The sequence below is a fragment of the Sinorhizobium fredii USDA 205 genome, assembly GCF_001461695.1.
In the GTDB taxonomy this organism is placed as follows: domain Bacteria; phylum Pseudomonadota; class Alphaproteobacteria; order Rhizobiales; family Rhizobiaceae; genus Sinorhizobium; species Sinorhizobium fredii.
Genome location: NZ_AUTC01000066.1, coordinates 125,442 through 150,848, shown reverse-complemented (window position 1 = coordinate 150,848; position 25,407 = coordinate 125,442). Strand labels below are relative to the sequence as shown.

Genomic DNA, 25,407 nt, shown 5'->3' with positions numbered 1-25,407 from the left:
GTCGGTTTGGGCCGCGCCTCTCGCGGCCTGACGGCGATCCCTTCCATGCGGCGGGCAGACCGGAACCGCGGCGTGCCTCACGCCGCGGCCCAGCGAAGCGCCGGGCGGCTGAGGGAGGGTTTCTTGGCCCGCGAGGAGCGCCGGCTTCAGCATCGGCCCGAAAAGTGGGAACCGGTTTTCGGAACAGCCGATGCGCCAAGGAAGTGCCGGCGCGGGGAAGAAACCCGACCGACCCGCTGAAGGCCCGACAGCCGTCTGGTAAGGGTCGCCTCTCGGCAGGCCCGCGGGCGCGCGCCTACCCGAACGGCGACCAGCATGGACCGGCCTTCCCTGCCACGGCGCGCCCTCTCCCGCCTTTCCGTCCAGCAGCATCAGGTGGGCAGGAAGGCCTGGGCATCTTCCGGCGCGAGCTGGGCTCTCAGATGCCCAGTGAGCCGGTCGGGTCCGAGCCGGCGCAGATCCTCGTTGAAGTCGCCGAGTTCGGGGGTGAGCACGAGCGGCAGGATCCCGAGCGCCTGCGCGCGGCGGCTCAATCCCTCGATGCCATGCCGGCCGGCCGCATCGGCATCGGCAGCGATGTAGAGCCGCTGACAACCATGGGGCAGCCGAAAGGCGGAAAGGTGATTGGCGGTCAGCGTCGCGGCCATCGGCATGCCCGGCATCACGTGCGCGAGCGACAAGATGCTTTCGAGCCCTTCGCCCGCGACTATCACCGGCACGGGCGCATTACCGGGAAAACGGAAGCGCACGGCATTTCCGAGCAGCCCGCCGAGCGCGCGGCGGGGATCGTTCACCTTCGCCTTTCCGTCGCCCCCCGGATCGAGCCAGGTGCGATGCACACCGGTGATCGCGCCTGAGGGATCGGTCACGGCTGCGATCAGCGCCGGATAGCTCAACGTCCTGCCGGTCACGAGGTCCCGGTAAAAGCACGAGGGATGGAAACGGAGCGCCTGGTGCTGAGCTGCCCGCAGGATGCCCCGCTGGCGCAAATAGCTGTCGGCCAGTGAACGGCCAAGCGGCTTCGTCATCCGGAACAAGCGTCTTGCGCGTTCGCCTGCCGGTCTATCGACCGGCGGATCGGTGTGGGCGTCGCCCCTGCGGGACGACGCCGGATGGGGAAGGCTTAGGAAACGCCGCACCTCGTCTGCGACATCACGGAAGTCCACCAACCCGCAGGTTTCTCGAACGAGGTCGAGCAGATCGCCATATTGAGAGGTTGCTGCATCTGTCCACCGCCCAGCACGCGGGCCGGAGAGATGGACATAGAGCGACTTGCCCTTGCTGTTGGCGACGTCGCCGACAATCCAGTAGTTGCCGGCCCGATGGCCGGCGGAGAGGTAATGACGGCAGACCGCCTCGGCGTCGCGCGCGAGACGATCGGCCAATTGAGAAGCGGACAGCATGGCGATCATACCGGTCCAGTGACATCGACGATCGGATGCCGTTCGATGAGGCGAGCGACGATCGCCGATCCTTCCTCGGACGTCGGAATGAAGAACCTGAGCTTCCAGGCGATCATCTCTGAGAACAGACCCACGGATTTGAGCCTGTCCCGCATCCCGTCGGTGAAGCCATTGAGTTCGACACGATAGTCGTTCATCACCCGAACCCGGCGCAACGTCATATCCCCTGCGAGGGCAACGACCGAGGAGCCGCCGAGAAGCGATTGCCAGACCTGGTCGGCGTTGATGACCTCCGTCTGATCGAGCCCGAAATTCCGGCAAAGTCGGGAAAGGCCCTCCGAAGAGATCAAGCGGCCGACGATCCGCTCGCCCTCGTCGGTCTCCAGACGATAGACGCGGCAGAAATCCTGCGGCAGCAATTTCCAGATCGGCAATAGTAGACCGGAGACGACATGCATGGTCGTGATGGAAAACTCCGGGAGATTGGCCACTTCGGCATCCCATGCGGCTGAGAAGATCTGCTCGTCCGCTTCCTCCCAGTTCGTTTCTTCGAGCTGGCGCACCTCAAACCGGATTTCGTCCATCGGCCGGATGAGCGCGACGCGCGGCTGGACTGAACCGTCATCAAGCATGACCGAGCGGGTCGGAACCTGCACGGCCGGGCGGCCGGACTTGCCGTTGACCATCAGCTTGACACGTGGGTCACGGCCCACAAGTTTCAGGGCGTCGGCCAGCAGCAGCGGCGTATTGCGATCCATGCGCTCGATCGTCAGCAGATGCGACTGCGCGCCTGTGACCGGGTGGGTATAGACGAGTTGCCTAGCCTTCACCGTCATACGGTCCGCTGTCAGCGTCTCCAGCCCCTTGTCATAGACACCGGCGGCGATTGCGCCCTCGATCCGGGCAGCCAGCAACTGTTCGAAGGCGTCGAACAACAGGTTCTGCATAGCAACCGTCAGCGCCAGCATGCGGTTGAGGAAGGTGTGGATCGGCGGCAGTTCGTCCTTGAGACCACCTTCCTCGGCGGTCAATGAAAGGCCCGTAATCGTCTCGAATTTTTCCAGCGAGCAGCCATCGATCCCGCTACGGTGGATGAGCTTGTAGAACTGCCTGAGCGCGTCGCGGGCGTACTGGGATTCAAGATTGTCCTCGCTCCTGAACATCCCCTGCCCGCCGGTCTGGCGCTGACCCCGGGTAATCGCGCCGAGTGTGTCGAGGCGCCGCGCAATCGTTGACAGGAAGCGGCGTTCCGCCTTGACGTTGGTGGCGATCATGCGGAAGCGCGGCGGCTGTGCCTGGTTGGTGCGATGACTGCGCCCGAGACCCTGGATCGCCACATCGGCCCGCCAGCCGGCTTCAAGAAGATTGTGCAGACGCAGGCGTTGGTTCTTCGCGCCGAGATCAGCATGATAGGAGCGTCCCGTGCCGCCGGCTTCGCTGAAGATCAGGATCGGCTTTTCGTCATCCATGAAGGCGCGGGTCTCGTCGAGATTGGCGCTGCCCGGCCGACTTTCGACGGCGAAGCGGGCGATCGAGCCGCCGTCGTCGCGGCGGACAATCCGGCGCGTGCGCCCGGTGATCTCGGCAACGCGATCCGTCCCAAAATGCTGGACGATCTGGTCCAGCGCGGTCGGGATCGCCGGCAGGCTGCCGAGCCGTTCGAGCAACGCGTCACGGCGCACGACTGCTTCGCGGCACAGGACCGGGTTGCCCGCGGCGTCATAGACCGGCCGCGACAGGAGGTTGCCTTCGGCGTCGGAATATTCCTCGAAGAGCTGGGTCGGGAAGGAATGGTTGAGATATTCCGCGACGATCTCGCGCGGCGTGACGTCGACCTGAACGTCGCCCCACTCTTCGGTCGGGATCTCGGCGAGCCGGCGCTCGGTGAGCGATTGGCCGGTGGAGATGATCTGGACGATCGCCGCGTGGCCCTCCTCCACATCTTTGTCGATCGCGTTGATCAAGGCCGGTGTCTTCATCGAGGTCAAGAGGTGATTGAAGAAGCGCTGCTTCGAGCTCTCGAAGGCGGACCGGGCGGCGGCTTTGGCGTTTTTATTGAGCGTTCCCTTGCTGCTGATAATACCGCAGGCTTCGAGCGCTTCGTTGAGATTGTTGTGGATGATCTGGAAGGCCTCGGCATAGGAATCGTAGATGCGGACCTGTTCCTTGGTCAGTTCATGTTCGAGGATGTCATATTCCACACCTTCGAACGACAAGGACCTTGATGCGTAGAGCCCCATCGCCTTGAGGTCGCGGGCAAGCACTTCCATCGTCGCAACTCCGCCGTCTTCGATCGCAGCGATGAATTCGGATCGGGTCGAGAAAGGAAAGTCGGCGCTGCCCCAGAGGCCGAGGCGTTCGGCATAGGCGAGTGACTCAACCTCGGACGCACCGGTTGCGGAGACATAGACGACGCGGGCATCGGGCAGAGCGCGCTGCAGGCGCAGACCGGCGCGGCCCTGTTGCGAGGCGGCCTTTTCGCCACGCTCGGACTTGCCGCCGGCGGCATTCGCCATAGCGTGGCCTTCATCGAAGATGATGACGCCGTCGAAATCGTTTCCCAGCCAATCGACGATCTGCTGGACGCGCGATTGCTTGCCTTCGCGCTCGTCGGTGCGCAGCGTGGCAAACGTCACGAAGAGGATGCCCTCCTCGAGCTTGATCGCCTCCCCCTGCCGGAAGCGCGACAGCGGTGTGACCAGCAGCTTCTCCTGACCGAGCGCGCTCCAGTCGCGCTGTGCATCCTCGATCAGGGTTTCGGACTTCGAAATCCACAAATGGCGACGACGGCCCTGAAGCCAGTTATCCAATATGATGCCAGCAGCCTGGCGGCCTTTGCCGGCACCCGTGCCATCGCCCAGAAACCAGCCACGGCGAAAGCGAACAGCACCTTCGGTCTCGGGCGTGACAGCCTTGAGATTGTCGAAGCTGGCATCAACGGACCAGTGGCCGGCGAGATAGCCGGAATGAGCCTCGCCGGCATAGATCACGCTTTCAAGCTGGGCGTCGGACAGATCGCCATCGGTGATGATGCGCTTCGGCAGGTGCGGCCGATAGCTCGGCTTGGGCGGCGCGACCGATGCCATGGCGACGGATTCGACCAGTTTGTCCGGGTGGGGCTTTGCGTCCGGGATATGGATCGCCTGCAAGCGATAGGGTTCGTAGATGCCGTCGGCGACGTCGACGCGGGTGTTCGGCGCTGCATCGCGCAGTTCGTAGTCGAGCTCGACAACCTCGTCGTCGATACGGAGGGGCGGCGGGGATGTCGGTTGCTGTGCACGAACAGCCGGAGTTGTCCGACTTGCCGGAGCGATCACCGCTGCGGGACGGAAGGTGTCGGCGGCCTTGCGGGCGGCCATTTTCGCTGCGCAGGCGCGTACGATTCCATTGGAAAGCGCGCCGATCGAGTTGGGCGCGGTCGAGGGCGAGCGGGGCGGAAGGCCCGATATCCATGAAAGTAATGTTTCCAGATCGGGAGCGACACCGTGCGAGGCGATGAGGCTCTTGGGATCGGCGGCGGCGATCTTGTCGATCACCGTCAGCCGCGTCTCCATCGTCGTGCCGTGCCGGGCATAGACAGAGCCATCGATCGCGGCGCTGAACAGAACCGTGCCGCGCTCTTGCAGGCGGACGAAGGCGTCGTGCCATTTGGGATTGTCGGGTGAAAGGCTGGAACCGGTGATCGCCACTAGCCGGCCGCCAGGGGCAAGCCGCGCGAAGGCGGAGGCAAGATGACGCCATGCGGCGTCGGCCATGCGCCCTTCGACATGAACGCCGGCAGAAAACGGCGGGTTCATCAAGACGACCGTCGGACGAACCGAACGGTCGAGATAGTCATCGATGTGGGCGGCGTCGTGTTGCGACACCACCGAGCCTAAGAAGAGTTGCTCCAGCAGACCGTGGCGAACCGGCGCATATTCGTTGAGAGAAAGGCGCGCATGCGCGAGTTCGCCGAAGATCGCCATGAGGCCGGTTCCGGCAGACGGTTCGAGCACGGTATCGTCCGCCTTGAGGCCTGCGGCGTGGGCCGCGATAAGGCCAAGCGGCAGTGGGGTGGAAAACTGCTGGAGCTGCTGGCTTTCCTCGGAGCGGCGCGTATGGGTCGGAATGAGCGACGCGACCTTGGTCAGCATCGCCAGCGCCGCCTTGGGCACGTTCGTGCGAGCGGAAATCGCCGCGCCGAACTTGCGCAGAAACAGGACCTGCGCGACCTCGGTCGCTTCATAGGCGTCTTTCCATGCCCAGAAACCTTCGGCGTCGGAACCGCCGAAAGTGTCCGTGAGGATGGCGCGCAAATCGGCTGCGCCGATGGACTGCCCGCGTTCGAGAAACGGCAAAAGCTGATGGCCGGCGAGGAGAATTTTTCCTGCACGGCCGGCACGGTCGGCGGGAGCGAGCGACGTAGCGGCCGCGTTCGCGGCGCGGGAAGAGGTCACGTTCATGGGAAATCCTGTCGAGAGCCGGAAAGACCGGCCCGCCCGGACGCTCTCCAAACCCCGGCAGGCCGCCCCTTTCCCGCCCCTCTCTCCCTCCCGGGCGGACGGCGGCCAGCGCCCGGCTTTCAGCCGGGTGCGAGCTTCAGGTTGCCGAAGGCCGCAATGCCGGCGACCGACATCTCATGCAGAACGGCCTTGCCACCAGCGGCAATCCAGTCTGCGGCCTCCTCTGCGCTAAGCTGATGCACGTGAACAGAATGGCGCTCGGCAGTCGCGCGCTGTCGCTCGAAGGCTTCCTGATCCTCGAAGGCGTAGAGCGTGTCTCCCGGGCCGTCCCAATAGACGAGGGCAAAGCGGACAGGCCGTACGACCTCTGAGCGGAAGTTCAGAAAGACCGGCGCGGCGGCCGAGCGGGGGCGGTCGATTGCAGGCATGGTCATGATGCTCTCCTGAAAACGCGGCAAGGCCCGGCGCTCCGTTCGGAGCACCGGACCTGGTTGGAAACAGAAACGTGGAATCGACAGCGTTCGGCCCCGACGGGTCAGGGCGGGCCGGAGGCGACGCCGTCGGTAAGAACCTCGCCGGTGTGGCTTCGAGGAGCTTCAGGGCGGCCGTCGACAGCGACGTACTCGATCGTGAGGTGAGGGAACCCCTTGCCGTCCGGCGCCACATGGTCGTTCGGGCCTTCAACTCCGATGACGATCCCAGGGACCCGGGACGGGACGAGGCTCTCTCCCTCGCTCGCTTTGGTGGGCCCTCCCCCAATGCGGCCCTCCTCTCACCCCTCCGGGCGGCGCGTCCGACCGCAATGGATCGCGGCACCGCCAGGCCGAATGGCTCTTGCGTAGCCCCCGGAAGCAGGTTAATCGACGTGTTGTAATGTTATTACATACCAAATCGCCGGACACGATCCGAACCGGATAACCGAAAGGCTCCAAAGAATGCAGAAGACCATCAAAAAACTCGGCTACGCACTCAGTGTTTCCTCAGCGCTTCTTTTCGCGGGACAGGCTCTTTCCGAGGGGACGTCGGGCGCCCAAACATCATCCGGGCACGATCACGCCCAGAGCCATTCCCATGATGCGAAAGGATCCGTGTACGAAGGGTATTTCGAGGACGATCAGGTAAAGCCGCGCGCGCTTTCGGACTGGGAAGGCGATTGGCAGTCCGTCTATCCCTATCTGGTCGATGGCACGCTGGACCCGGTCTTGGCGGACAAGGCAAAGCACGGCGACAAGAGCGCCGGCGAATATCGCGCCTATTACGACGCTGGATATAAAACCGGCATCGATCGGATCGCCATCGAGGGCAGCAACGTCACGTTCTTCCGCGGAAAAGAGTCTATCAGCGGAAACTATGAAACGGACGGCCATGAAATCCTCACCTACAAGAAGGGCAATCGGGGTGTCCGCTACGTCTTCAAGAAGACCGGTGGTGATGGTACCGCTCCGCAGTTCATCCAGTTCAGTGACCACATCATCACGCCCGAGAAGGCGGGCCATTACCACCTCTATTGGGGCAATGACCGTGCCGCCCTGCTGAAGGAAGTCACCAACTGGCCGACCTACTATCCGTCACACCTGAACGGCAAACAGATCGTCGACGAAATGCTAGCTCATTGAACCTACCCGAAACGTCGGCTGACGGGCTGGAGTGCCCAGATGCCTGAGTTCCCCGGCGCGGGCGAGGAACCGATCCTGATCGGCCTCGCCACGCCGAACGCGGACCGGGGAAGTCGTCATCGACGACGCCGTTCACCCCGCCCATTGGTTCCAACCAAGCTGCGTTCCCCCGGCGCGCGCCGACGGCAGTCTCCGCGACCGTCGCGACCAGAGCCCGAAGGGCGCACGGGTTTTTACTGTCTGTTTTTTGATAGTAAGATGGACGCTACCCGTGTACGTTCGGCCGGAGCAAGAGGAGAACCAAGGTGCGTAACTTCACGATCGGCGATCAGACAGTGGGAGAATCCTCGCCGGAGTTTCGGGCGCTGCTTCCGCACGCCTACGAGCAAAGGCTTCGCCCGATGTGCATGTGCAAGGAGCCCCCGGTTGCGATGTATATCGCGCGCCTGGAGGATCAGTATCTCATCAAACGCATGCCGCTTTCGGGGCGCGACCACGATCCTGCGTGCCCCTCCTATGAGCCTCCCTACGAGCTATCCGGCCTCGGCCCCCTGATCGGCAATGCGATCCGGATCGATGCCGGCGGCAAGGCAGACCTGAAGCTCGATTTTTCCCTGACAAAACGCGGGCCACGATCGGCGCCCGGCGCACCGGCTGAAGCAGCGGAGCCGGGCATACGCAGCGAGCCCAAGAAACTGTCGCTCAGGGCGATGCTGCATTATCTCTGGGAGGCCGGCGAACTGACGGAATGGCGCTCGACGTGGACGGGCCGGCGCGGCTGGGGCCGGGTGCGCACGAGCCTCATCAATGCCGCCTCGCAGATGACCGCAAGGGGCGGTCCGTTGAGCGACATGCTCTTCGTTCCTGAGGTGTTTCATCCGGACGACAAGGACGGGATCGCTGCCCGGCGCGCCGCCGCACTCAAGAGCATACAGGCGACAGGTTCGGGACTGCGAAAACTCATGATGATCGTGGCCGAGGTGAAGGAGTTTTCCGCAGCCCGCGAGGGGCACAAGATAGTCGTACGGCACCTGCCCTTCCCGCTGATGATCGAGAATGGCGCATGGAGGCGACTCGCAGCGCGCTATGAGACCGAACTGGAACTGTGGCACTCGAGCGAGGCATTGCATCTGATCGTCATCGCCACCTTCGGCGTCTCGACCGCCGGCATCGCGTCGGTCGAGGAGGTCGCCCTGATGGTGGTCAACGAGCATTGGCTGCCGTTCGAGGACATCCACGAGCTACGGCTCTTGGAAAAGCTCAGCCACCTCAAGCGAAAGAGCGTCAAGGGCCTGCGTTTCAACCTACCTCGCGACGCGCCGATCGTATCGGCGACATTGCCGGAACAGAAGCCCGCCCCTGTCGCGATGTTCATCATCCCGGCAAGCGCCGGAGATGAATACGAGCAGGCACTCACCAATATGATCGACGCGAGACCGGAGATTGTGCCTTGGGTCTGGAGGGTGGCCGAGGGCGAGATGCCGCGACTTCCTTGATACGGGAACACGGAGCTGCGGGGCGTTGACAGGGCGAGACGAATAAGAACACCTGCGGCATTGACACCTATCCGTCTTTTTCAATCGGACCATCGTGAAGCCTGAAAAGAAACCGTTCGTCGTCGAGATCAAAAATCGGCGTCGCCTGTCCCGAAAAGAACATTCGATCTGGGGAAAAATCGACCTGAAAGCCGCTGGCGATCAGGTCGACGCCGAGCAGACAGCCGGTGAGAGTGATTTGGCAATGTCCATGCGGCCGTCCGAGGCTGCGACGGATCAGAACGCCACCGACATCAGCGCCTGATCGCATCGTAGACCAGCTTCGGTACCACCCATCCGTTCACGTAGAAATATCGCTTCGCCCGGAGACGCGCGATATAGGCGTCTTGCTCCTTGTGGGAGGCAAGACGGTTGAAGTGTGTCCGGGAATAATCGATCATTCCATTCCCTTCAGTCAGTTCCAACGGACCTTCCGCGGCCAAGGCTTGGATGTGGGATTGGAGCGTTCTGACAACGCCGTCGTAGCGGTACTTCTTAGCCAGGGCGGCCTTCAGCCGGCCCGACTGCATCGGAGAGAGTCCATCGGTGGTGAACATCAGGTATCTCCTCGATTCTCGGCGCGCGAACGATTCCGGGGAACTGACCTCGGCCAACGTCTCGGCGCATCTGGGTGGTTGCAAGCGATTAGCTCGGGCCGGCAGCTTCGCCTGGCCGGAAAATCACAGGCGCCGGAAAGTGTTGCGCGTAATGACATCCTGCCGTCGGCGCTTCACCGTCGCGATCACGTCTTGAAGGAAATCGTCCGGCTCCCCGTTGCGGTAAGGCCCGCTCTCCGACCAGACCAGCGTGTCCACCATTGCCGGGATGAAGTGGAAGTCGAACGTGAGGCCATCTCGCTCCAGGACGCCGGAAAGGTCGGCATACGCGTCGAGCGCAAGGGGCACGATCTCTGCGGCGCGGGATCTCATGGCCTGCCATCCGACCGCGTCCCAGACCTTGGACATCTGGACGATCCTGTCCGAGACGGGCCGGCGACCCTCGTGCAGCCCCCGGAAATACAGCATGGCTTCCCATATACAGAGAGCAGCCCGACCTCTCTTGCGGTGAACAGACGATCTGCATCGTCGCCGGCAGGAGCACGCAGACCGTCACTCGGCGCGAGCGACGATAGGGAAAGCTCGAGGGCCCGATCCTGCTGCCGGAAACGGGCCAACAAATCCTCGCTGCTGGTATGATGGATAGCCTTGGCGGTGATCAGCGAAACGCTGGCGCCGAAGGTTTCCGGGCGTTGCGAGGGGTGGTTCGTCCACTGGATCACCACCACTTCGCGCAGCCTCACTGACCGCGCCACGATGGCCTGCACCACGAACTGCCACGGGAATTCGCTCAAGTCGATGTCGACTGACGCTTCCGTATCGACGTTGCCGGACAGGGCTGGCAGAAGGGCTATGATGCGGCTGGCAATGAAGATGTTGAGCGCACTGTCGACGTGTGGCGCCGATGCGCGAAAGGCTTCGATTAGTTCGTGTCGCGTCACGCGGATCGGATTTGTCGCTCCGAAATCGGTGAACAGGACAAGGCCCGCTTCTGTTTCGCTGCATTCGAGCATATTGGTCAGAACCAGCATTTCGAGCGGTGTGATGTCGGCCAATGGGATGGGCGGGTGGCAGATGATCCTGGCTTCGATATTGGTCATGGCATTGCCTTTCGGTGAAATGCGAAAAGCCCGGCGCAATGGCCGGGCGATGAAAGGGATGGATGAGAGGCGCGAGCGAAGAATCCGCAGTCAGGCTGCGCTTTCCAGTAGCTTCCTCGCCTTGCCCTCCAGTTCGAGCCGCGTGTCCTGATGGGCTTTTCCGCGGGCAAGTGCCGTGATGCCCTGGACAAAATCGAAGATGCTCTCCGGTGGCCTCCCTTCTTCGGAAAGCACCGTCTCGATGATCTTGCCGGTTTCGGCCTTGGAGAAGCCGCGCTTGCGGAGGAAATCCGAGCGATCCTCGTCATTTCGCGCAACGACCCGTTCACGTGCGGCGCGAATGCCGGCGATGAAGGGCGCGGGCGAGGAATTGGCGAAGTTCGTCAACGCCGGGGCGGCTTCATGGGCAAAACGTTGCGCCGCGAACTTCGAGTGCCGGATGGTAATTTCCTCGAAATTTTCGGTGCCCCACAAATTGCGATTGGCACAAACCGCCCGCAGATAGAACGATGCTATGCCGAGTGTCTTGGACCCGACTTCGGAGTTCCAGGCATAGAACCCGCGGAAGTAGAGATCCGGCTCACCGTTCGGCAGGCGACCAGCCTCGATCGGATGCATGTCGTCGACGAGGAACAGAAACACATCGCGGTCGCTGGCATAGAGCGTGGTCGTATCTTTGGTGATATCGACGAACGGATTGTGGGTCATGGTTGACCAATCGAGCACGCCCGGTACCTTCCAGATCGTGTCGCCGGTTCCGTTGCCGGCGATGCTCATCACGGCGGCGACCAGATCTTTATCCCAGATGCGGCCGTATTCGGGGCCAGTCATCGCCCGCAGCTCGACGCGGCCGTCATCCATCTCCAGTGTTTTGACCAGTTCGGAGTTGTGGTTGAGGAGCCCGTGCTGAAGATTGATCGCGGCCAGCGGCGCAGGCAGTTGCCGCATATAGCTCGCAGGCGCTCCGACCAGGCTGCAAAGCTGACCGTAGCTCCAATGCGTCGGTGCAATCGGCTCACGCCCGCCGGGAACAATCAAGGCAAGACGCTCGGCATTGTCACGGGTGGCTTCCACGCGGACCTCCACGCTTTCAACCGTTCGAACACGGGCGCGATCGGTTCTGGCGCTGACCGCGCGATGAAGATCGGAGAGCGACAGATAGCGCTCATCGTCGGGACGCGAGAACCATTCGGATGAGACGCGGCCGATGCGTTCGCCGCGGGAAATATCGACCTTGAAGCCGGACGAGACCGGCCGCGGGCTGGAAATCATGGTGTTCATGCTCAAATCTCCTGAAACGAAGAAGCCCGGCTGATCGCTTTCGCGACAACCGGGCTGGTGGGGTGGATGAAGATGGCTCGCCGCCGAAGCGCCTGTCCGACGCGGCAAGCAGGCGGGACGCTCGGGTGCGCCACCCGAGAGCGGCGCGTATTGGATCTCAATCGATCGCCTGGAATATCTCGGCAGCTTCCGGATGGTCGGCCGAATAGGCGTAGAGACGGCCGTAGCCTTCAGAGAGATGTTCGGACTGATACTTGAAGGAGAGATGGGAGAAGGCGAACAGCGTGGCGATGATGCCGGCGGCCTCGGCGGACACCTCCCCCTGAAATCCGGTAATGTCGCCGATGATCCGAAACCGCGATCTGGATGTCGGAGCGAGAAACAGCGGCTTGCCCTCGTATTCGTAGAAATCCCAGAAGCCGCCGCCATAATCGAGCGGGCTCAGCCGCTCCATCAAGCTATAGACTGCGTTCTCGGCGACGATCATGAGTGAACGACCGAACAGGGTCGGCAGGAATTCCTGACGACGCGCTTCGGGGACGATGGTGGCGCTTTGGGGCGCAATCACGGGTGTCGACATCGATTTACTCTCCAGAGAGGCGACAGGGTTCAGGCCGGACAACCCCCTCTCCATCGCCCGGCCTCAACCCTCCCTGGCCCCTCTCTTCCCTCTCCTGCCGATCCCAGCCGCCCCTTCCCGGCGAGACTGCTCTGTCTCCAACGTTCAGAAATCAGAAAGGCCCGACACAGTGGCCGGGCCTCCAATTGAGCAATGGGTTTGGGAACGATTATTCCGCTGCTTCGAGGCGCTCGCCGTCATGCTCCGCACGATCGACGGATGCCTCTTCGGCATCGGCGCCTTCCGTCAGGAAGGCCGGCAGTTCGACGTGAGCACTTTCCACGGCATTGTCATCGATAATCCCGTCCGCATCCGCCACGGGGGCAGCAGCGGCCTCGGCCGGGATCTCGTCGACCGGGAGCCGCAGCACTTCAGGGAGCCATCCGCTTCCTTCCAGCAGCCGGGCGGCCTCACGCGCCATGTCGGGCTTCTTGAGGTGATCGATGAGTTGCGCCGACTGTTCGCCCTTCGCCTCGCGAACGGCTTGCAGGATATGTGCCTTCGTGACGAGCCCGAGATAGTTGTCTACCGTCGGCGTCCAGCCTGCCTCGACCATGCTGAAGCCGATCGAGTGGGCAAGCTGCTTCGCATGGGCGACTTCCCTCGAGCGCCGGTTCCAGGCTTGGATCGTGGCGTTCAGCGACAGGGAGACGCAATGGGCAAAGAGCGCCATGCGGCTGGCCTCGTCGAGAGCGATCAGATAGTCCCAGACTTCGTCGGCATTGCCGGGAAGATCATGGCCCCAGGACTCCTGCCGCTGTTCGATCTCCTTCGCCCAGACCGTATCGCCGAGCCCCTGCGTCTGGCTGAACGCGGTCTGCTGCGCGGTGATCTCCAGGCACGAGTCCGACCCGTATCTGTAGAAGGTTTTCAGGACGAACACATGCAGGGCCGCGACAAAGGCCATCACCGGATCATTGGCAAGCGCGTTGCGAAGCGCGACAGTACGGGCGGCCGTCAGATCCTCGATGATGCGGTCGGAGAGCGGACGAATCTTCCCGTCATCTTCCTCCGGTTCCTCGATACCCACAGGCTTGCCGTTAATCGAGACCCCGCCTGTTGCAGGAGCAGCAACGACATCGTCACCGCTTTTGCCGTTGTCGTCGCGATCATCGACATCACTGCCGGCCGTCTCGACGACAGGTTCATCTTCGGGCCGGACGAACCCCCGTTCGATCTTCAACTCACCATTGACGGCAAGCGAGATGAAGGCGCCACCGCGGGCGACTTCTTCGGGATCGAAGACATAAGGCCGATCGTTCAGGGCATCCAACGCGTTGCCGAGTTCCTCAAGCCGGGCTTCGGTTTCCTCGGAATAGTCTTCCGCCGCGGCATATTCGGCATCGCGCCTGTCATATTCCGCCTTTAGAGCGTCATGGCGTGCAAGCTCCTCCTCGGTGTACTCCACCCGTTCACCGTAGAAGCGGCGGAGGCCGGAGGTGTGGCCATAATGAAAGTCAAAGGCGGCATTGACCCATTTCCAGCCCTCTTCGGTCTTCAGCGCTTCGGCGTCGGCGGCCAGTTTCTCGAGCACGAGCTGTTCGAGCAGCGCTGGGTCCTGCAGCCACCCGCCATTATCCTGCTCGAACAGGTCGCGCATAACGACACCGCCGGCAGCCTCATAGGCGTCGATGCCGACATAGACGGCGCGTCGATCGGATGCCCGAACCGCGGTTTCGGTCAGCATCCGGCGGATATAGTAGGCGTCCTGATTATGGGACCGCGAGATCGTGTCCCAAACCTGCTCCTGCCGGAGGTGGTCATTGGTGATCGAAAATGCCATGACCTGGCCGAGCTTCATCTCGTCATTGGCATAGAGCTCGAGCAGGCGGGGCGAGACGGCGGCCAGCCGCAGGCGCTGCTTCACCGTCGCTACCGAAATGTGGAAGCGGGCGGCAATCTCTTCCTCGTCGAGCCCCTGCTCGCGCAGCGCCATCATACCGCGAAACTCGTCCAGCGGATGTAGATCGAGGCGCTTGACGTTCTCGGCAAGTGAATCCTCGACTTCGAGAGTTTCGCCTTTGCTGACGATGCAGGGAATTCCGGCGGTTTTGGACAGCTTCTTCTGGTTGACCAGCAATTCCAGCGCGCGGTAGCGACGGCCGCCCGCCGGAATACGATAGATGCCGGTCTCTTTGCCGTCTGCATCGACTTCGGCGCGAACATTGAGGCTGGTCAGAAGTCCGCGATGGGCAATGTCTTCGGCGAGCTCCTCGATCGATACGCCCGCCTTGGTCTTGCGCACGTTCTGCTGGCTGAGAACGAGCTTGTTGAAGGGTATGTCGCGCCCGGCGTTGAGGGTGATTTTCTGGTTGGCCTGTGCCATATCGTTTCTCCGTAGCGGGCTGGCCGGAGCCTCTCTCCGACAACCGCAACCCACCGCGAACGCCCCTTCCCCCTCTCCCTCCTTGCCGGTCCGCAACCTTCACCGTTCCCGAATGGCACCCGCCTCATTGCAAACCGCAGATGACTATCTTCCGCCCCGCCACCGCCATTCCCTATCCTACTCGCGGCCATCGGTCCCAGGGAGTCCGTAGAAGAAGTCAGGGGTATTCGCGCGGGCGGACGAAGAGATTCCAGGACAGGTTCAACGGGATGTCATAGATTCGGGTCGGAGCAGTACGCGCTGCTTTGGGGCGTCGAAACCCTGCTAGCGGTTGGTGCCACCCGAAAGGCGGAATTCTCGACACCCGGGGGCGGCGTGATTACGGCCGTTCAGCGAAAAATCACCGCGGGCGACACCCTCGGCCGCTGCAACCACTTCGCCGTCCCGACCGCGTTTCAACACGTCGACGCCCGTCCGGCCATCCAATCAAGCTTTGCGATGGAGACCTTGAGTTCGCACCCGCGAAAACGCATAGCTGCACTGCACAATAAGTGATAGCCGATCGCACAATCTATGGGCATAGTGCCTATAGCTGATGCAGATTGATGGCTTCTCCTCCCAGTGCCATCGCGTCGGCTGTTCCCCTCTGAAGGTTTAGGTACCTTCACACTTCAACGGGCCTCGGTTTTTCCGGCGGCCCGATTTTTTTATGCACTTTGGCTCAAAGCGTGTCCTGAACCGTCAGAGGTCAGTTCAATCCCAATCGTTGAGCGTCCCAGGAAAGAACCGGAGGAAAGGCGGCGGCCTATTTATGGGAGAACGAGGTGACAGGATAAATTGACTCTGCCGTCTTCGAGCGATGGAGCGGACCGCCTCTTTCACAAAAAACAGACCGCACTGCTGCGTCATTCGTTTACCCGAGCTCATTGTCAAAACGACCCGACGGCCTCCATTATCCGCCGAATTCGCTATAAGGCATGCACTCGACCAAATCAGGGGAGAATTCATGGAAACCGTGGAAATCACTGGCCGCAGCGACTTTGCTCTGTGGGCGATCCAGCGCGCGCAGGAAATCGTGACGGCCCAAGGTGCTGCCTTTGCAATGGCGGCGCGTGACATGAACGAAGAGGCCCTAGTGGAAACCGCGGCCGCGCTTGGCAAGGCCATCAGTGACGCCATGCTCGAAGTTTTCGATGGCTTGATAGGTGAGTGAAGGGCGTGAGGGGGAAAGCGATGCGTCCGTCGCACTGCCGAAGTTTCGATACAAGCTTTGGTGAGTAACGGCTGACAGAGTACAGTATTCACGCTCGAGGTGAGCGACGCTTGGTTTCGAGCTCGTATCCGCCGACGTCCTCGCTCAGCGACGCCAACCGATCGAGTGCCGACGCCCGCTTAGCATCTCGAGCGGCCTTGAATGCCGCAACATCCGTAGCCCGCAAGCGCCGGTGACTGCCCACCTTTTCCGCAGCAAGCTCGCCGGTATCGACCAATCGGACGAGATATTGCCTGGAAACGTTGAGAATGTCCGCTGCGGCCTGCGTCGACAGCATCTCTTCGTCAGGTAGCACCGTCACCGCTCGTCCCTCGGCGAGGAGTTCGGCGGCCCGATACATGACCTCGGCTAAGGCATTAGGAAGTTCCTGGCGCTCGCCATCCACATCAATAACCTGAACGATGCCTTGGCGCTTCTTCGAGTTGGCCAGCAATAGCGATGCGACGCGCGCAGCAGCCGACCTCTCGGGTGCCGGAATGGCATTCGAGGTTTTGGTGGAATTTTTATCCGGCGATGTGCGATGTGATACGGCCATGCCGACAATATGACGCATAAACGCTAAGCGGTCGAAGCTACGGTCATCGTGACGTCGAACATCCGCGATTTCGGCAACCTTCCCGATGGCATTGTTGCCCTGACTCCTGATGAATTCCTTTCGCAAATCTTCGCGAAAAATCCAACGGAGGTACTCGAGGCGATCACAGTTCAAGCGGCTGCGTACCGGCGACCAGCGCTGACCATACGGGAACTGATCGAAAGACTTGCGCTCACGTCACCTGGTTTCGCCGAGCAGGCGCTCGAAGCTCTTGATGACCGCTGATCTTAGTTTGTGACGACCAGGAGCCGGCGCGCCGGCGCTCTACTGGAAATTCCGGCTCTTGATCTTCAGTGTATCGATATGAAGATCCGGTGTGAACATATCCCTCGCCCGAACTCCCGGGACCGGTCGCTCGCGGGAATCGGGGCTCCCGGGAGAACCATGGGCGAATTCGTCGCCGCGGCCGGTCGGCGGCCGGAATGTGCCGTCGCGCTCGGCAAGGCTCGACAGATCAGTCGAGAGATCGAAGAGCTGCTGGGCGACCAGGTGCACCACGTCCCCTTCCCGCTGGATCCTGCCGTTGATTGCCATCATGCTGGCGCCGAGGACTGTCCGGCGCGACCGCTCGAAGAGCTTCGGCCAGACGACGACGTTTGCCACACCGGTCTCGTCCTCGATGGTGATGAACATCACGCCCTTTGCCGACCCTGGTCGCTGTCGCACCAGCACCAGCCCGGCCGCCATCAGCCATTGCCCGTCGCGCGCCGTCATCGCTTCGGCGCAGGTGACGATCCGACGCTTGGCAAGGTCGCTCCGCAGGAAACTCAAGGGATGATGCCGGAGCGTCAGCCCGATATGGCTGTAGTCCTCGACGACGTTGTGGCCTTCGGTCATCTGCCTGAGCTTGACTTCCGGCTCCTGCTGCTCGGCAATTGCCCGAGCCTCCCGTTCGGCCGCCGCCGTGAACAGCGGAAGCGGTTCGTCGCGCAGCGCCTTGATTGCCCAGAGCGCATCACGTCGCTCGAGTCGCAATGACGGCCGGAAGCCATCGGCTTCGGCGAGCTCGACGAGCGAGGCGACCGGCACGCCGCATCGCCGCCACATGTCGTCGACCGATGCGAAGGGCTCGTCAGCACGCGCGACGACGATGCGCGCCGCGTCGGCAATCGCCAGACCGCGCACCAGACGCATGCCGAGCCGGACTGCATGCCCATCACTGCCTGCAATCGGCTCGAGCGTGCAATCCCATCGCGACCGATTGATGCAGACGGGACGGACCTCAACGCCGTGCTTCCTCGCGTCGGCGACGATCTGCGCGGGAGCGTAAAAGCCCATCGGCTGCGAGTTCAGAAGCGCCGCACAGAAGACATCCGGAAAATGGCATTTCACGTAGTTGGAGGCGTAAGCGATCATCGCGAAGGACGCGGCATGGCTCTCGGGGAAGCCGTAGGAGCCGAAGCCTTCTAGCTGCGAAAATGTCTTCTCGGCGAACTCCGGCGAGTAGCCGTTCTTGATCATTCCCGAGACGAGCTTGTCCTTGAAGCGTGAAACGCCGCCCGTGAACTTGAAGGTCGCCATGGATTTCCGGAGTTGGTCGGCTTCGCCGCCCGTGAACCCCGCACAGACCATCGCCACCTTCATTGCCGACTCCTGAAACAGTGGCACGCCCAGCGTCTTATGGAGGACCGCCTCCAATTCGGGTGTCGGGTACTCGACCTTCTCCTTGCCCTCGCGCCGGCGCAGATACGGATGGACCATGTCGCCCTGGATCGGGCCGGGGCGGACGATCGCCACCTGGATGACGAGATCGTAGAAGGTTCTGGGTTTCATGCGGGGCAGCATGGACATCTGGGCGCGGGATTCGATCTGGAAGGTGCCGAGCGTGTCAGCCTTGCGGATCATCGCGTAGGTCGCCGGGTCCTCCTGGGGGATGGTCGCAAGGTCGAGATCCTCATGCTTGTGCTCGTAGATCAGGGCGAAAGCCTTGGCCATGCAGGTCAGCATACCGAGCGCCAGCACGTCGACCTTCATCATTTTGAGCGCTTCGACGTCATCCTTGTCCCATTCGATCACCTGCCGGTCGACCATGGTCGCCGGCTCGATCGGCACGAGATGATCCAACCGGTCGTGGGTCAGGACGAAACCGCCGGGATGCTGGCCAAGATGGCGTGGCGCGCCCATCAGCTGCTGGGCAAGTCGTAGAGTCAAGGCGAGCCGCCGGTCCTCCGGATTGAGGCCGAGGTCGCGGACCTGGCGCTCGCCGACCGTTTCCGACCAGGACCAGATGCCGGACGACAGCGCCTTGATCAGATCCTCCGGCAAACCCAGCGCCTTGCCGACATCGCGGATGGCGCCCTTGGCACGATAGCGCGTGACGGTCGAGCAGAGCGCCGCCTTGTCGTGGCCGTAGGTCTTGTAGATCCACTGGATCACCTCCTCGCGCCTCTCGTGCTCGAAATCGACATCGATATCGGGCGGCTCGTCGCGTTCCTGGGAGACAAAGCGCTCGAACAGGAGATCGTTGGTGTCGGGGTCGATCGAGGTGACGCCGAGCACATAGCAGACGGCGGAATTGGCGGCCGATCCCCTGCCCTGGCATAAAATGCCCTGCGATCGGGCATAGCGGATGATCGAGAAGACGGTCAGGAAGTAGGGCGCATATTTCATCGTCTCGATCAGAGCGAGCTCGTGGCGTATCGTCTTCTCGACATTCGCAGGAAGCCCTTCGGGATAACGTGTCTTGACGCCCTCCCAGGTGTAGTGCTCAAGCGACTGCTGCGCCGTCATCCCCGGGATCAGCGCCTCCTCGGGGTACTGATAGACCAGCTCTTCGAGCGAAAACCTGCAGCGCTCGACGATCTCCATCGTCCGCGCCAGCGCTTCCGGGTAACCAGGAAAAAGTCGAGCCATTTCCTCCGGCGGCTTCAGATAACGGTCGGCATGCCGCTCGCGCTCAAAGCCGACGTCGTCGACGGTGGTTCTGGTGCGGATGCAGGTGACGACATCCTGCAGCTGCCGGCGGCCGGGTTCATGAAACAGCACATCATTGGTCACGACCGTCTTTACCCGGTGCTTAACGGCAAGGTTCGACAGCTGGTGCAGTCGCAGCTGATCGTTGGGGCGCGGCGCAGGCAGAGCGAGACATAGGCGCGATCGCCAAAGACCTCGGCCATCTTCCTGAGCTGCACGGCGCAGACGTCGTCCGGCATGTCCGGCACCAGGATGCCGATCAGACCTTCGGCATAGAGCGCCACGTCGTCCAGATGCAGCACGCACTTTGCCTTCCCGCCCCGGCCCTTGCCCAAGGTCAACAGCCTTGTCAGCCGCGAATAAGCGGCACGATCGGTCGGATAGACGAGAATCGACATGCCGTCGGCCAAATCAAGCCGACAGCCGACAATCAGCCTGAGTCCCGTCGCGCGCGAGGCTTCCAGCGCCCGCACGATGCCTGCCAGGCTGTTGCGGTCGACAATGCCGAGCGCTTCAATGCCCATCAGTTTTGCGGTCGCAAACAGCTCCTCCGCCGAGCTCGCGCCGCGGAGGAACGAGAAATGCGTGGTGACTTGCAGTTCGGCATAGCGCATCAGGCAAACATCCCGTGCAGGAACCACTTATGCGATCCTGTTTCCGCGTCGACGCCGTCGCCGGCTCGGAAAATCCAGAAGCGTTCACCGACATCATCCTCAACGACGAAGTAGTCGCGGACCGCAACCCATTCGGAGCTGCGTTTCCACCACTCGCCAAAGATCCGTTCCGGTCCGTCGGCGCGCTTCACTCGCCGCCGCTTGCCACGCCAGGTGAACGAGACGGGCGGATGGTCCGGCAGAAGCGCGATCACTTCGATCGGTTCGGGACGCGCCAGAAGGCGCGGCGGCCTCGGCCAGTTGAGCGGCCAGGTGGCGCCGTCTTCCGCCGCCGTCGGCGCGATCCGCTGAACGCTGCGCTCGGGGACGTCGCTTGCGACCGGCGCCACGCGGAAACTCCGCTGTCCGCCGCGATTGCCGAGTACATCGATCAGCGGCGTCACGTCGGTTACCTGTTCTTCAATGAGCGACGACGCCGACTGTGCCTCGATCAGCGGCTCGGCAATGATTGCGGCCAGGCTGAGCTTCTCGATGCCGAAGCCGGGCTCGATCCTTTCGATGCGATCGCGGAAGAGCTTTGTCAGCCAGGCGATGTCGCGGACCGGCTTCGCCGTCCCGGCCCGAAGCGCCTGGATGGTGTTGTCGACCCGATGGACAATGAGATCGGCACGCCGCACGCCAAGCCCGCGCTTCACGAGTTCCAGACAGAGCTGCCGCACCAGGCGGCTCACATATTTCTCGATTGTCTCGGGTGCGCCGATCGGCTCGGCAAAGGATTTTTGAACCTCGACGAGGTCGACTGGCCGGATCGGATCGATCGGCTCGGCGACGCGGCCGAACATCTGGTCGAGACGGCGTCCGACCTCCGGACCGAAGCGCAGCGTCAGCGGCGCTCGTGGGATGGCGGCGAGATCGCCGACGGTCGCGAAGCCGAGGGTTCGGAGACTTGCGACGGTTTCCGCCGGCAGCCGCAGCGAGGAGAGCGGCAGCCGATTCACGGCCCTGGCTGTCTCGCCGCGGGGGACGATCACCGTCTCACGACTGGTGGTGCGGGCGATCGCATGCGCCGCACCCCAGGTCTCGGCGATCGCCGCTCGCGCTGCGAGACCCCGGCCGCGCAAGCGATTGACGAGACCCGACAGCATCAGTTCCTCGCCACCCTGGAGATGATCGGCGCCTTCGGTATCCATGATGATACCGTCAGGAGGATCCATGGCAACGACGGGCGAATATTGCGACAAGGCCCAGAGCGTCAGCCGTTCCAGGACTGCGAGGTCGGCCGCCGGATCGGCATCGATCATCACCAGGCCCTGGACCAGTGCCTGCGCCTTGGCGGCCGGCATGCCGATGCGAAGACCGAGTTCAAGAGCTGCCCGATCGGCCGCGGCGATCCATCGCTTCGATCCGCTCCTGGCGATCACCACCAGCGGCGTGTCAGGAGACAGCGAAGGATCGGTCCGTCTGATCCGGTCGGTCGGCAGTGTCGGAAGAAAGACGGATACGACCCTGGCCATCACACGCTCCGATGATGAATTCTCCTCCCTCTCCTGCTCTGACCCGCATCAGCTCCGCCAGCCAGCGCGCCCGACCGACGCCCTGCACAGGCAGAGGCTCGGACGGCAGCACCGAAATCCGCCAGCGGCTTGCCGCGGCCGTCGGCATGCCGAAGTCGGAAGCTTCGGTCTGGCGCCGCCACCGGCGGATCACCAGGCCCAAGGTTCCCGACTTTTCCGCCGCCAGCTGCAGCCGGCGCGATGCCGTCATCGGCAGGCGCACCAGCTCGGCGACGACGGCGCCGAGGCCGCCATAGCGCAAAGCCTCCTCGAAACTTGCGAGCACCGTCTCTTCCTTGTCGCACTCGACGAAAATGACGCGGTCGGGATGAAGCCCGACCTGGGCGAGCGCCGGAAAGAAAAGATCGAAGCGCGTCAGGCACCAGACCACCTTGCCGGTGGTGCGGGCAGCGATGCCGCCGATGAAGAGTGCCGCGGCCGCGCCGTCGACCGCGCCGTTTCCGCCGCCTGCCACTTCGTGCAGCGCGCCAAAGGCGAGCCCACCTCCCGGCAGCTGCGCATCAAGCTCCGGCACCCCAAACGGCAGAACACTACGTTTGCGTGAGCCTGCCCCTTCCAGGCTGGCGATTTTCTCGCGCAACTCGTCGAGAACGGCATTTGAAGTGGCGACGACTGCGGTCATGATCTCCTTTACGGCAACCCGTTTTCGGCTTGAGATGGTGAATTATGTTCTGTATTTGTTCTCAAAGCAAAAATGAGTCAATGCGCATGTGGCGCGCGGAAGTTGAGCGAGAGTGCCCATCGAAGAAATCGGTGAACGGATTCAATTCGATGGCAGGAATGGGAATTTTTTCGCATGCGCCGACGGCAGGCTGTGAACGATCTGGGTCCGAGACTGAGGGATCACCGGGCGCCGGCAATTGATTCACCTGTCGCCCATGTCATCGCCACTGCGCGCTTGAGCGCAAGCTGTTGGGAAAGCATTTGGTGCCGGTGTAAGCTTCGCGGCGATCCGCCGCCGCATGGCGAGGGGCTGCGAGCACATGCAAACGCCGGAGGGTGACAAATGCGGCGCGCACTTCCCATGTCTAGGCGATACAGATGGTCGTGACGAAAGCTAGGCCATGACAAACGACGAAGGGAGCGAGCGGCCGCGCAAGATCGTGCATGTGGATATGGATGCCTTCTACGCGTCGGTCGAACAGCGCGACAATCCCGAGCTACGCGGTCTGCCGGTTGCTGTCGGCTATCCTGCCGCCCGTGGGGTGGTGGCGGCCGCCAGCTACGAGGCACGGAGGTTCGGTGTTCATTCGGCGATGCCTTCGGTGACCGCGAAGCGCAAATGCCCCGACCTCGTCTTCGTCAGGCCGCGGTTCGACGTCTACAAGGCCGTCTCGTTGCAGATTCGCGCGATCTTCGCCGAATACACGCCGATGATCGAGCCACTCTCGCTCGATGAGGCCTACCTCGACGTCACCGAAAACCTGAAGGGCATGGAGATCGCCACCGAGATTGCCGCGGAGATCCGGGCGAAGATCAAGCAGGTCACCGGCCTCAATGCGTCGGCCGGGATTTCCTACAACAAATTCCTCGCCAAGATGGCATCCGACCTCAACAAGCCCAATGGTCAGGCTGTCATTACGCCGAAGAACGGGCCGGCCTTCGTCGAGCAACTCCCCATCAAGAAGTTCCATGGCGTCGGTCCTGCAACCGCCGAAAAGATGCATCGGCTCGGGATCGAGACGGGTGCCGATCTCAAAGAGAAGTCGTTCGAGTTTTTGGTCGAACACTTCGGGAAGTCGGGACCATATTTCTATGGCATCGCCCGCGGCATCGACAATCGCGAGATCAAGCCGAACCGCGTGCGGAAATCCGTCGGCGCGGAAGACACGTTCTCTGAGGACATTCACGCCTTTGAGCCGGCACGCGAAGGCCTTCAGCCGCTGATGGAGAAGGTGTGGGGTTACTGCGAGGCCAATGAGATCGGCGCCAAGACCGTGACGCTCAAGGTCAAATATGCCGACTTCACCCAGATCACTCGCAGCAAGACGGTTGCGGCACCTCTGCAAACAATCAGCAATCTCGAGGAGGTGGTCGGGCTGCTTCTCGCCCCGATCTTCCCGCCGCGCAAGGGAATTCGCCTGCTCGGCGTCTCGCTATCCTCGCTGGAACGGCAGACCTCTGGAGTGGCGCCGCAGTTGCGGCTGGCGCTTTAGACCGCCAGTGTCGCCTGGACAGGATCGGTCGAATGGCGCTTGACCCGGAATGTCCCTGCCCGCAACGGCCGAAGGATTTCCTCCTCGGGCACAGGCCCGTCGAGCCAGGCCATGCGTTGATCGCGTGTCAGCACCGCCATCTGCCGGTCGTGGAACGGCGCGAGATCAGCATTCGCCTCGATCGTCAGAATGGCATAGGCCTCCGGCCAGTCTTCTATCGCCGGCCGCCAGATCCCCGCGAAGTAGAACCAGTCGCCATTGGCGAGCGAGAAGCTGAAGCTCCTATGGCGAAACTCCGAGGCCGGCACCAGGCAGCGGTGGCTCGGAAACGTCCTCCCTTCCGATCGAACGACGTTGACGGCGCGCGCATCGCCGTCGCGGGGGCGCAGCCCCCACGGCAGCTCCACCATCTCCACATCGCCGTCATGGCGCCTTATGATCACACGGCGCTCATCGAGCGGGGCGTCAGAATGGAAAATGGTCGCACTCGTCATAGATGGAACATATCAGGAACACACTTGAGAGGCAATTAGACCTGAGACGGAGGAAGCATGTGCAATGATTATCGGCTGATGGTGGATGTCGCCTCGATCGTCGAGGACTTCGCCGAGCTCAAGATCAAGATCCGCTTCGGTGAAGGCGCGCCAAACCTCGAAGCCCGCGAGGACATCAAGATCACCGATCTCGGCCCAATCGTCAGAACGATCGACGGCGCCCGCGATCAGGCCGAGCTCGTGCAGCGGCGCTGGAGTTGGCCGGGGCCGAACAAGCGTCCGGTATATAATTTCCGGTCGGAGGGCCGGGAATTCAATTCCAATCGCTGCCTGATCATTGCTGACGGATTTTACGAGTTCACAGAACCCACGGATCCGAAGAAGAAGCGCAAGGACAAATGGCTGTTCACCAAGAAGGGCGAGCCGATCTTCTGCATTGCCGGCATCTGGCGCGACACGCCCGAGGTCGGGCAAGCTTTCACAATGCTGACGATGGAACCGGGACCGGACATCGCGCCGTACCACGACCGGCAGATTGTCATTCTGGAGCGTGATGCTTGGGCCAACTGGCTCGATCCGACCATCTCAGCCCAATCGCTGATCAAGCCGCTTGCCGCAGGCACACTGGCAGTGGAACAGGTCGGCTGACCTCGCACAAACTAGCAGTCGCCGCGCGAAGGAGGTCTCCATCACCCGCGGGTAAACCTTGGGTAGGACGATGCATCTCCGCGTCCCCTGCATCAGCTGAACAGCTTCCGCTGCCTGCGGAGGGTTAGACCGCCTTGGTAAAGCACCTGCCGGCCGGTTCGTAAAAAATTGGCCGGCCGATGATCTGCCTGGAGGCCAGAAGCAAATTCCTCAACCTAAGCACGCAGTCATTCTTGCAAAACAAGCTGGAATCAATTGCAT

General features: G+C 62.3%; 20 protein-coding genes and 1 pseudogene. 7 read left to right on the top strand and 14 right to left on the bottom strand.

Annotated elements, in window-relative coordinates; genetic code table 11:
- Nucleotides 1-371: 371 nt before the first annotated feature.
- The 3 genes from N181_RS08635 to N181_RS08625 all read right to left on the bottom strand — a co-directional run bounded on the left by N181_RS08635 (nucleotide 372) and on the right by N181_RS08625 (nucleotide 6,279).
- Nucleotides 372-1,412 carry a DUF7146 domain-containing protein gene (locus tag N181_RS08635; RefSeq protein WP_015633556.1) on the bottom strand — a complete coding sequence of 347 codons (1,041 nt, stop codon included), beginning with the start codon at nucleotides 1,410-1,412 and terminating at the stop codon, nucleotides 372-374.
- Nucleotides 1,409-5,845 carry a strawberry notch-like NTP hydrolase domain-containing protein gene (locus tag N181_RS08630; protein ID WP_060563330.1) on the bottom strand — a complete coding sequence of 1,479 codons (4,437 nt, stop codon included), beginning with the start codon at nucleotides 5,843-5,845 and terminating at the stop codon, nucleotides 1,409-1,411. The genes N181_RS08635 and N181_RS08630 overlap by 4 nt, the downstream gene beginning before the upstream one ends.
- A 119-nt stretch (nucleotides 5,846-5,964) precedes the next feature.
- The gene (locus N181_RS08625; protein WP_014858017.1) at nucleotides 5,965-6,279 is read right to left on the bottom strand and encodes a hypothetical protein; all 315 of its coding nucleotides are present in this window, start codon (nucleotides 6,277-6,279) and stop codon (nucleotides 5,965-5,967) included.
- Between the two features lie 501 nt (nucleotides 6,280-6,780).
- Here N181_RS08625 and N181_RS08615 point away from each other — a divergent pair.
- The 3 genes from N181_RS08615 (at nucleotide 6,781) to N181_RS33010 (ending at nucleotide 9,261) form a co-directional block, all read left to right on the top strand.
- On the top strand, nucleotides 6,781-7,461 hold the full coding sequence (locus tag N181_RS08615) for a ZinT family metal-binding protein (RefSeq protein WP_014858015.1): 681 nt from the start codon (nucleotides 6,781-6,783) through the stop codon (nucleotides 7,459-7,461).
- A gap of 305 nt (nucleotides 7,462-7,766) precedes the next feature.
- The gene (locus N181_RS08610; protein ID WP_014858014.1) at nucleotides 7,767-8,957 is read left to right on the top strand and encodes a DUF1173 domain-containing protein; all 1,191 of its coding nucleotides are present in this window, start codon (nucleotides 7,767-7,769) and stop codon (nucleotides 8,955-8,957) included.
- Nucleotides 8,958-9,051: 94 nt separating this feature from the next.
- Nucleotides 9,052-9,261, top strand: a complete 210-nt coding sequence (locus tag N181_RS33010; RefSeq protein WP_037462502.1) for a hypothetical protein — start codon at nucleotides 9,052-9,054, stop codon at nucleotides 9,259-9,261.
- On the opposite strand, the gene N181_RS08600 is transcribed toward N181_RS33010, so the two are convergent.
- The 6 genes from N181_RS08600 to N181_RS08580 all read right to left on the bottom strand — a co-directional run bounded on the left by N181_RS08600 (nucleotide 9,251) and on the right by N181_RS08580 (nucleotide 14,879).
- Nucleotides 9,251-9,553 (bottom strand): hypothetical protein, encoded by a 303-nt coding sequence (locus N181_RS08600; RefSeq protein ID WP_014858012.1) that lies wholly within the window; start codon nucleotides 9,551-9,553, stop codon nucleotides 9,251-9,253. The two genes, N181_RS33010 and N181_RS08600, sit on opposite strands and share 11 nt — an antisense overlap.
- Nucleotides 9,554-9,676: 123 nt before the next feature.
- Nucleotides 9,677-9,961, bottom strand: coding sequence for a hypothetical protein (locus N181_RS31430; RefSeq protein WP_141322091.1), 285 nt, complete (start codon nucleotides 9,959-9,961; stop codon nucleotides 9,677-9,679).
- A complete protein-coding gene (locus tag N181_RS34685) occupies nucleotides 9,922-10,653 on the bottom strand; it encodes a hypothetical protein (RefSeq protein ID WP_223843485.1) in 732 nt (243 codons plus the stop codon). Before N181_RS34685 ends, N181_RS31430 begins: the two co-directional genes overlap by 40 nt.
- A 90-nt stretch (nucleotides 10,654-10,743) precedes the next feature.
- Nucleotides 10,744-11,934 carry a hypothetical protein gene (locus N181_RS08590; RefSeq protein WP_014858009.1) on the bottom strand — a complete coding sequence of 397 codons (1,191 nt, stop codon included), beginning with the start codon at nucleotides 11,932-11,934 and terminating at the stop codon, nucleotides 10,744-10,746.
- A gap of 157 nt (nucleotides 11,935-12,091) precedes the next feature.
- Nucleotides 12,092-12,514: an antirestriction protein gene (locus tag N181_RS08585; protein WP_014858008.1), complete on the bottom strand. Its 423-nt coding sequence runs from the start codon at nucleotides 12,512-12,514 to the stop codon at nucleotides 12,092-12,094.
- Between the two features lie 208 nt (nucleotides 12,515-12,722).
- Nucleotides 12,723-14,879, bottom strand: a complete 2,157-nt coding sequence (locus N181_RS08580) for a ParB/RepB/Spo0J family partition protein (protein ID WP_014858007.1) — start codon at nucleotides 14,877-14,879, stop codon at nucleotides 12,723-12,725.
- Nucleotides 14,880-15,885: 1,006 nt separating this feature from the next.
- On the opposite strand from N181_RS08580, the gene N181_RS08575 reads away from it, so the two are divergent.
- Nucleotides 15,886-16,092 carry a hypothetical protein gene (locus N181_RS08575; RefSeq protein ID WP_015633553.1) on the top strand — a complete coding sequence of 69 codons (207 nt, stop codon included), beginning with the start codon at nucleotides 15,886-15,888 and terminating at the stop codon, nucleotides 16,090-16,092.
- A gap of 88 nt (nucleotides 16,093-16,180) precedes the next feature.
- Here the strand turns inward: N181_RS08575 and N181_RS08570 are convergent, their stop codons facing one another.
- Nucleotides 16,181-16,861 carry an excisionase family DNA-binding protein gene (locus N181_RS08570; RefSeq protein WP_014858004.1) on the bottom strand — a complete coding sequence of 227 codons (681 nt, stop codon included), beginning with the start codon at nucleotides 16,859-16,861 and terminating at the stop codon, nucleotides 16,181-16,183.
- Here N181_RS08570 and N181_RS35640 point away from each other — a divergent pair.
- Nucleotides 16,778-16,972, top strand: coding sequence for a VapC50 family PIN domain-containing toxin (locus N181_RS35640; protein WP_474198932.1), 195 nt, complete (start codon nucleotides 16,778-16,780; stop codon nucleotides 16,970-16,972). The genes N181_RS08570 and N181_RS35640 overlap by 84 nt on opposite strands.
- Before the next feature lie 39 nt (nucleotides 16,973-17,011).
- Here N181_RS35640 and N181_RS08560 read toward each other — a convergent pair.
- The 3 genes and pseudogenes from N181_RS08560 to N181_RS08550 all read right to left on the bottom strand — a co-directional run bounded on the left by N181_RS08560 (nucleotide 17,012) and on the right by N181_RS08550 (nucleotide 22,470).
- Nucleotides 17,012-20,274: pseudogene (locus tag N181_RS08560) on the bottom strand (error-prone DNA polymerase).
- Complete coding sequence (locus N181_RS08555) at nucleotides 20,274-21,788, bottom strand: Y-family DNA polymerase (RefSeq protein WP_014858002.1); 1,515 nt, start codon at nucleotides 21,786-21,788, stop codon at nucleotides 20,274-20,276. The pseudogene N181_RS08560 and the gene N181_RS08555 overlap by 1 nt, the downstream one beginning before the upstream one ends.
- Nucleotides 21,709-22,470, bottom strand: coding sequence for an ImuA family protein (locus N181_RS08550; protein ID WP_014858001.1), 762 nt, complete (start codon nucleotides 22,468-22,470; stop codon nucleotides 21,709-21,711). The genes N181_RS08555 and N181_RS08550 overlap by 80 nt, the downstream gene beginning before the upstream one ends.
- 442 nt (nucleotides 22,471-22,912) lie before the next feature.
- Between N181_RS08550 and dinB the strand changes: the two genes are divergently transcribed.
- A complete protein-coding gene (gene dinB / locus N181_RS08545; RefSeq protein ID WP_014857998.1) occupies nucleotides 22,913-24,004 on the top strand; it encodes a DNA polymerase IV in 1,092 nt (363 codons plus the stop codon).
- Here the strand turns inward: dinB and N181_RS08540 are convergent.
- Nucleotides 24,001-24,498, bottom strand: a complete 498-nt coding sequence (locus tag N181_RS08540) for an SOS response-associated peptidase family protein (RefSeq protein WP_014857997.1) — start codon at nucleotides 24,496-24,498, stop codon at nucleotides 24,001-24,003. The two genes, dinB and N181_RS08540, sit on opposite strands and share 4 nt — an antisense overlap.
- 57 nt (nucleotides 24,499-24,555) lie before the next feature.
- On the opposite strand from N181_RS08540, the gene N181_RS08535 reads away from it, so the two are divergent.
- Nucleotides 24,556-25,146, top strand: coding sequence for an SOS response-associated peptidase (locus tag N181_RS08535; RefSeq protein ID WP_014857996.1), 591 nt, complete (start codon nucleotides 24,556-24,558; stop codon nucleotides 25,144-25,146).
- Nucleotides 25,147-25,407: the final 261 nt, after the last annotated feature.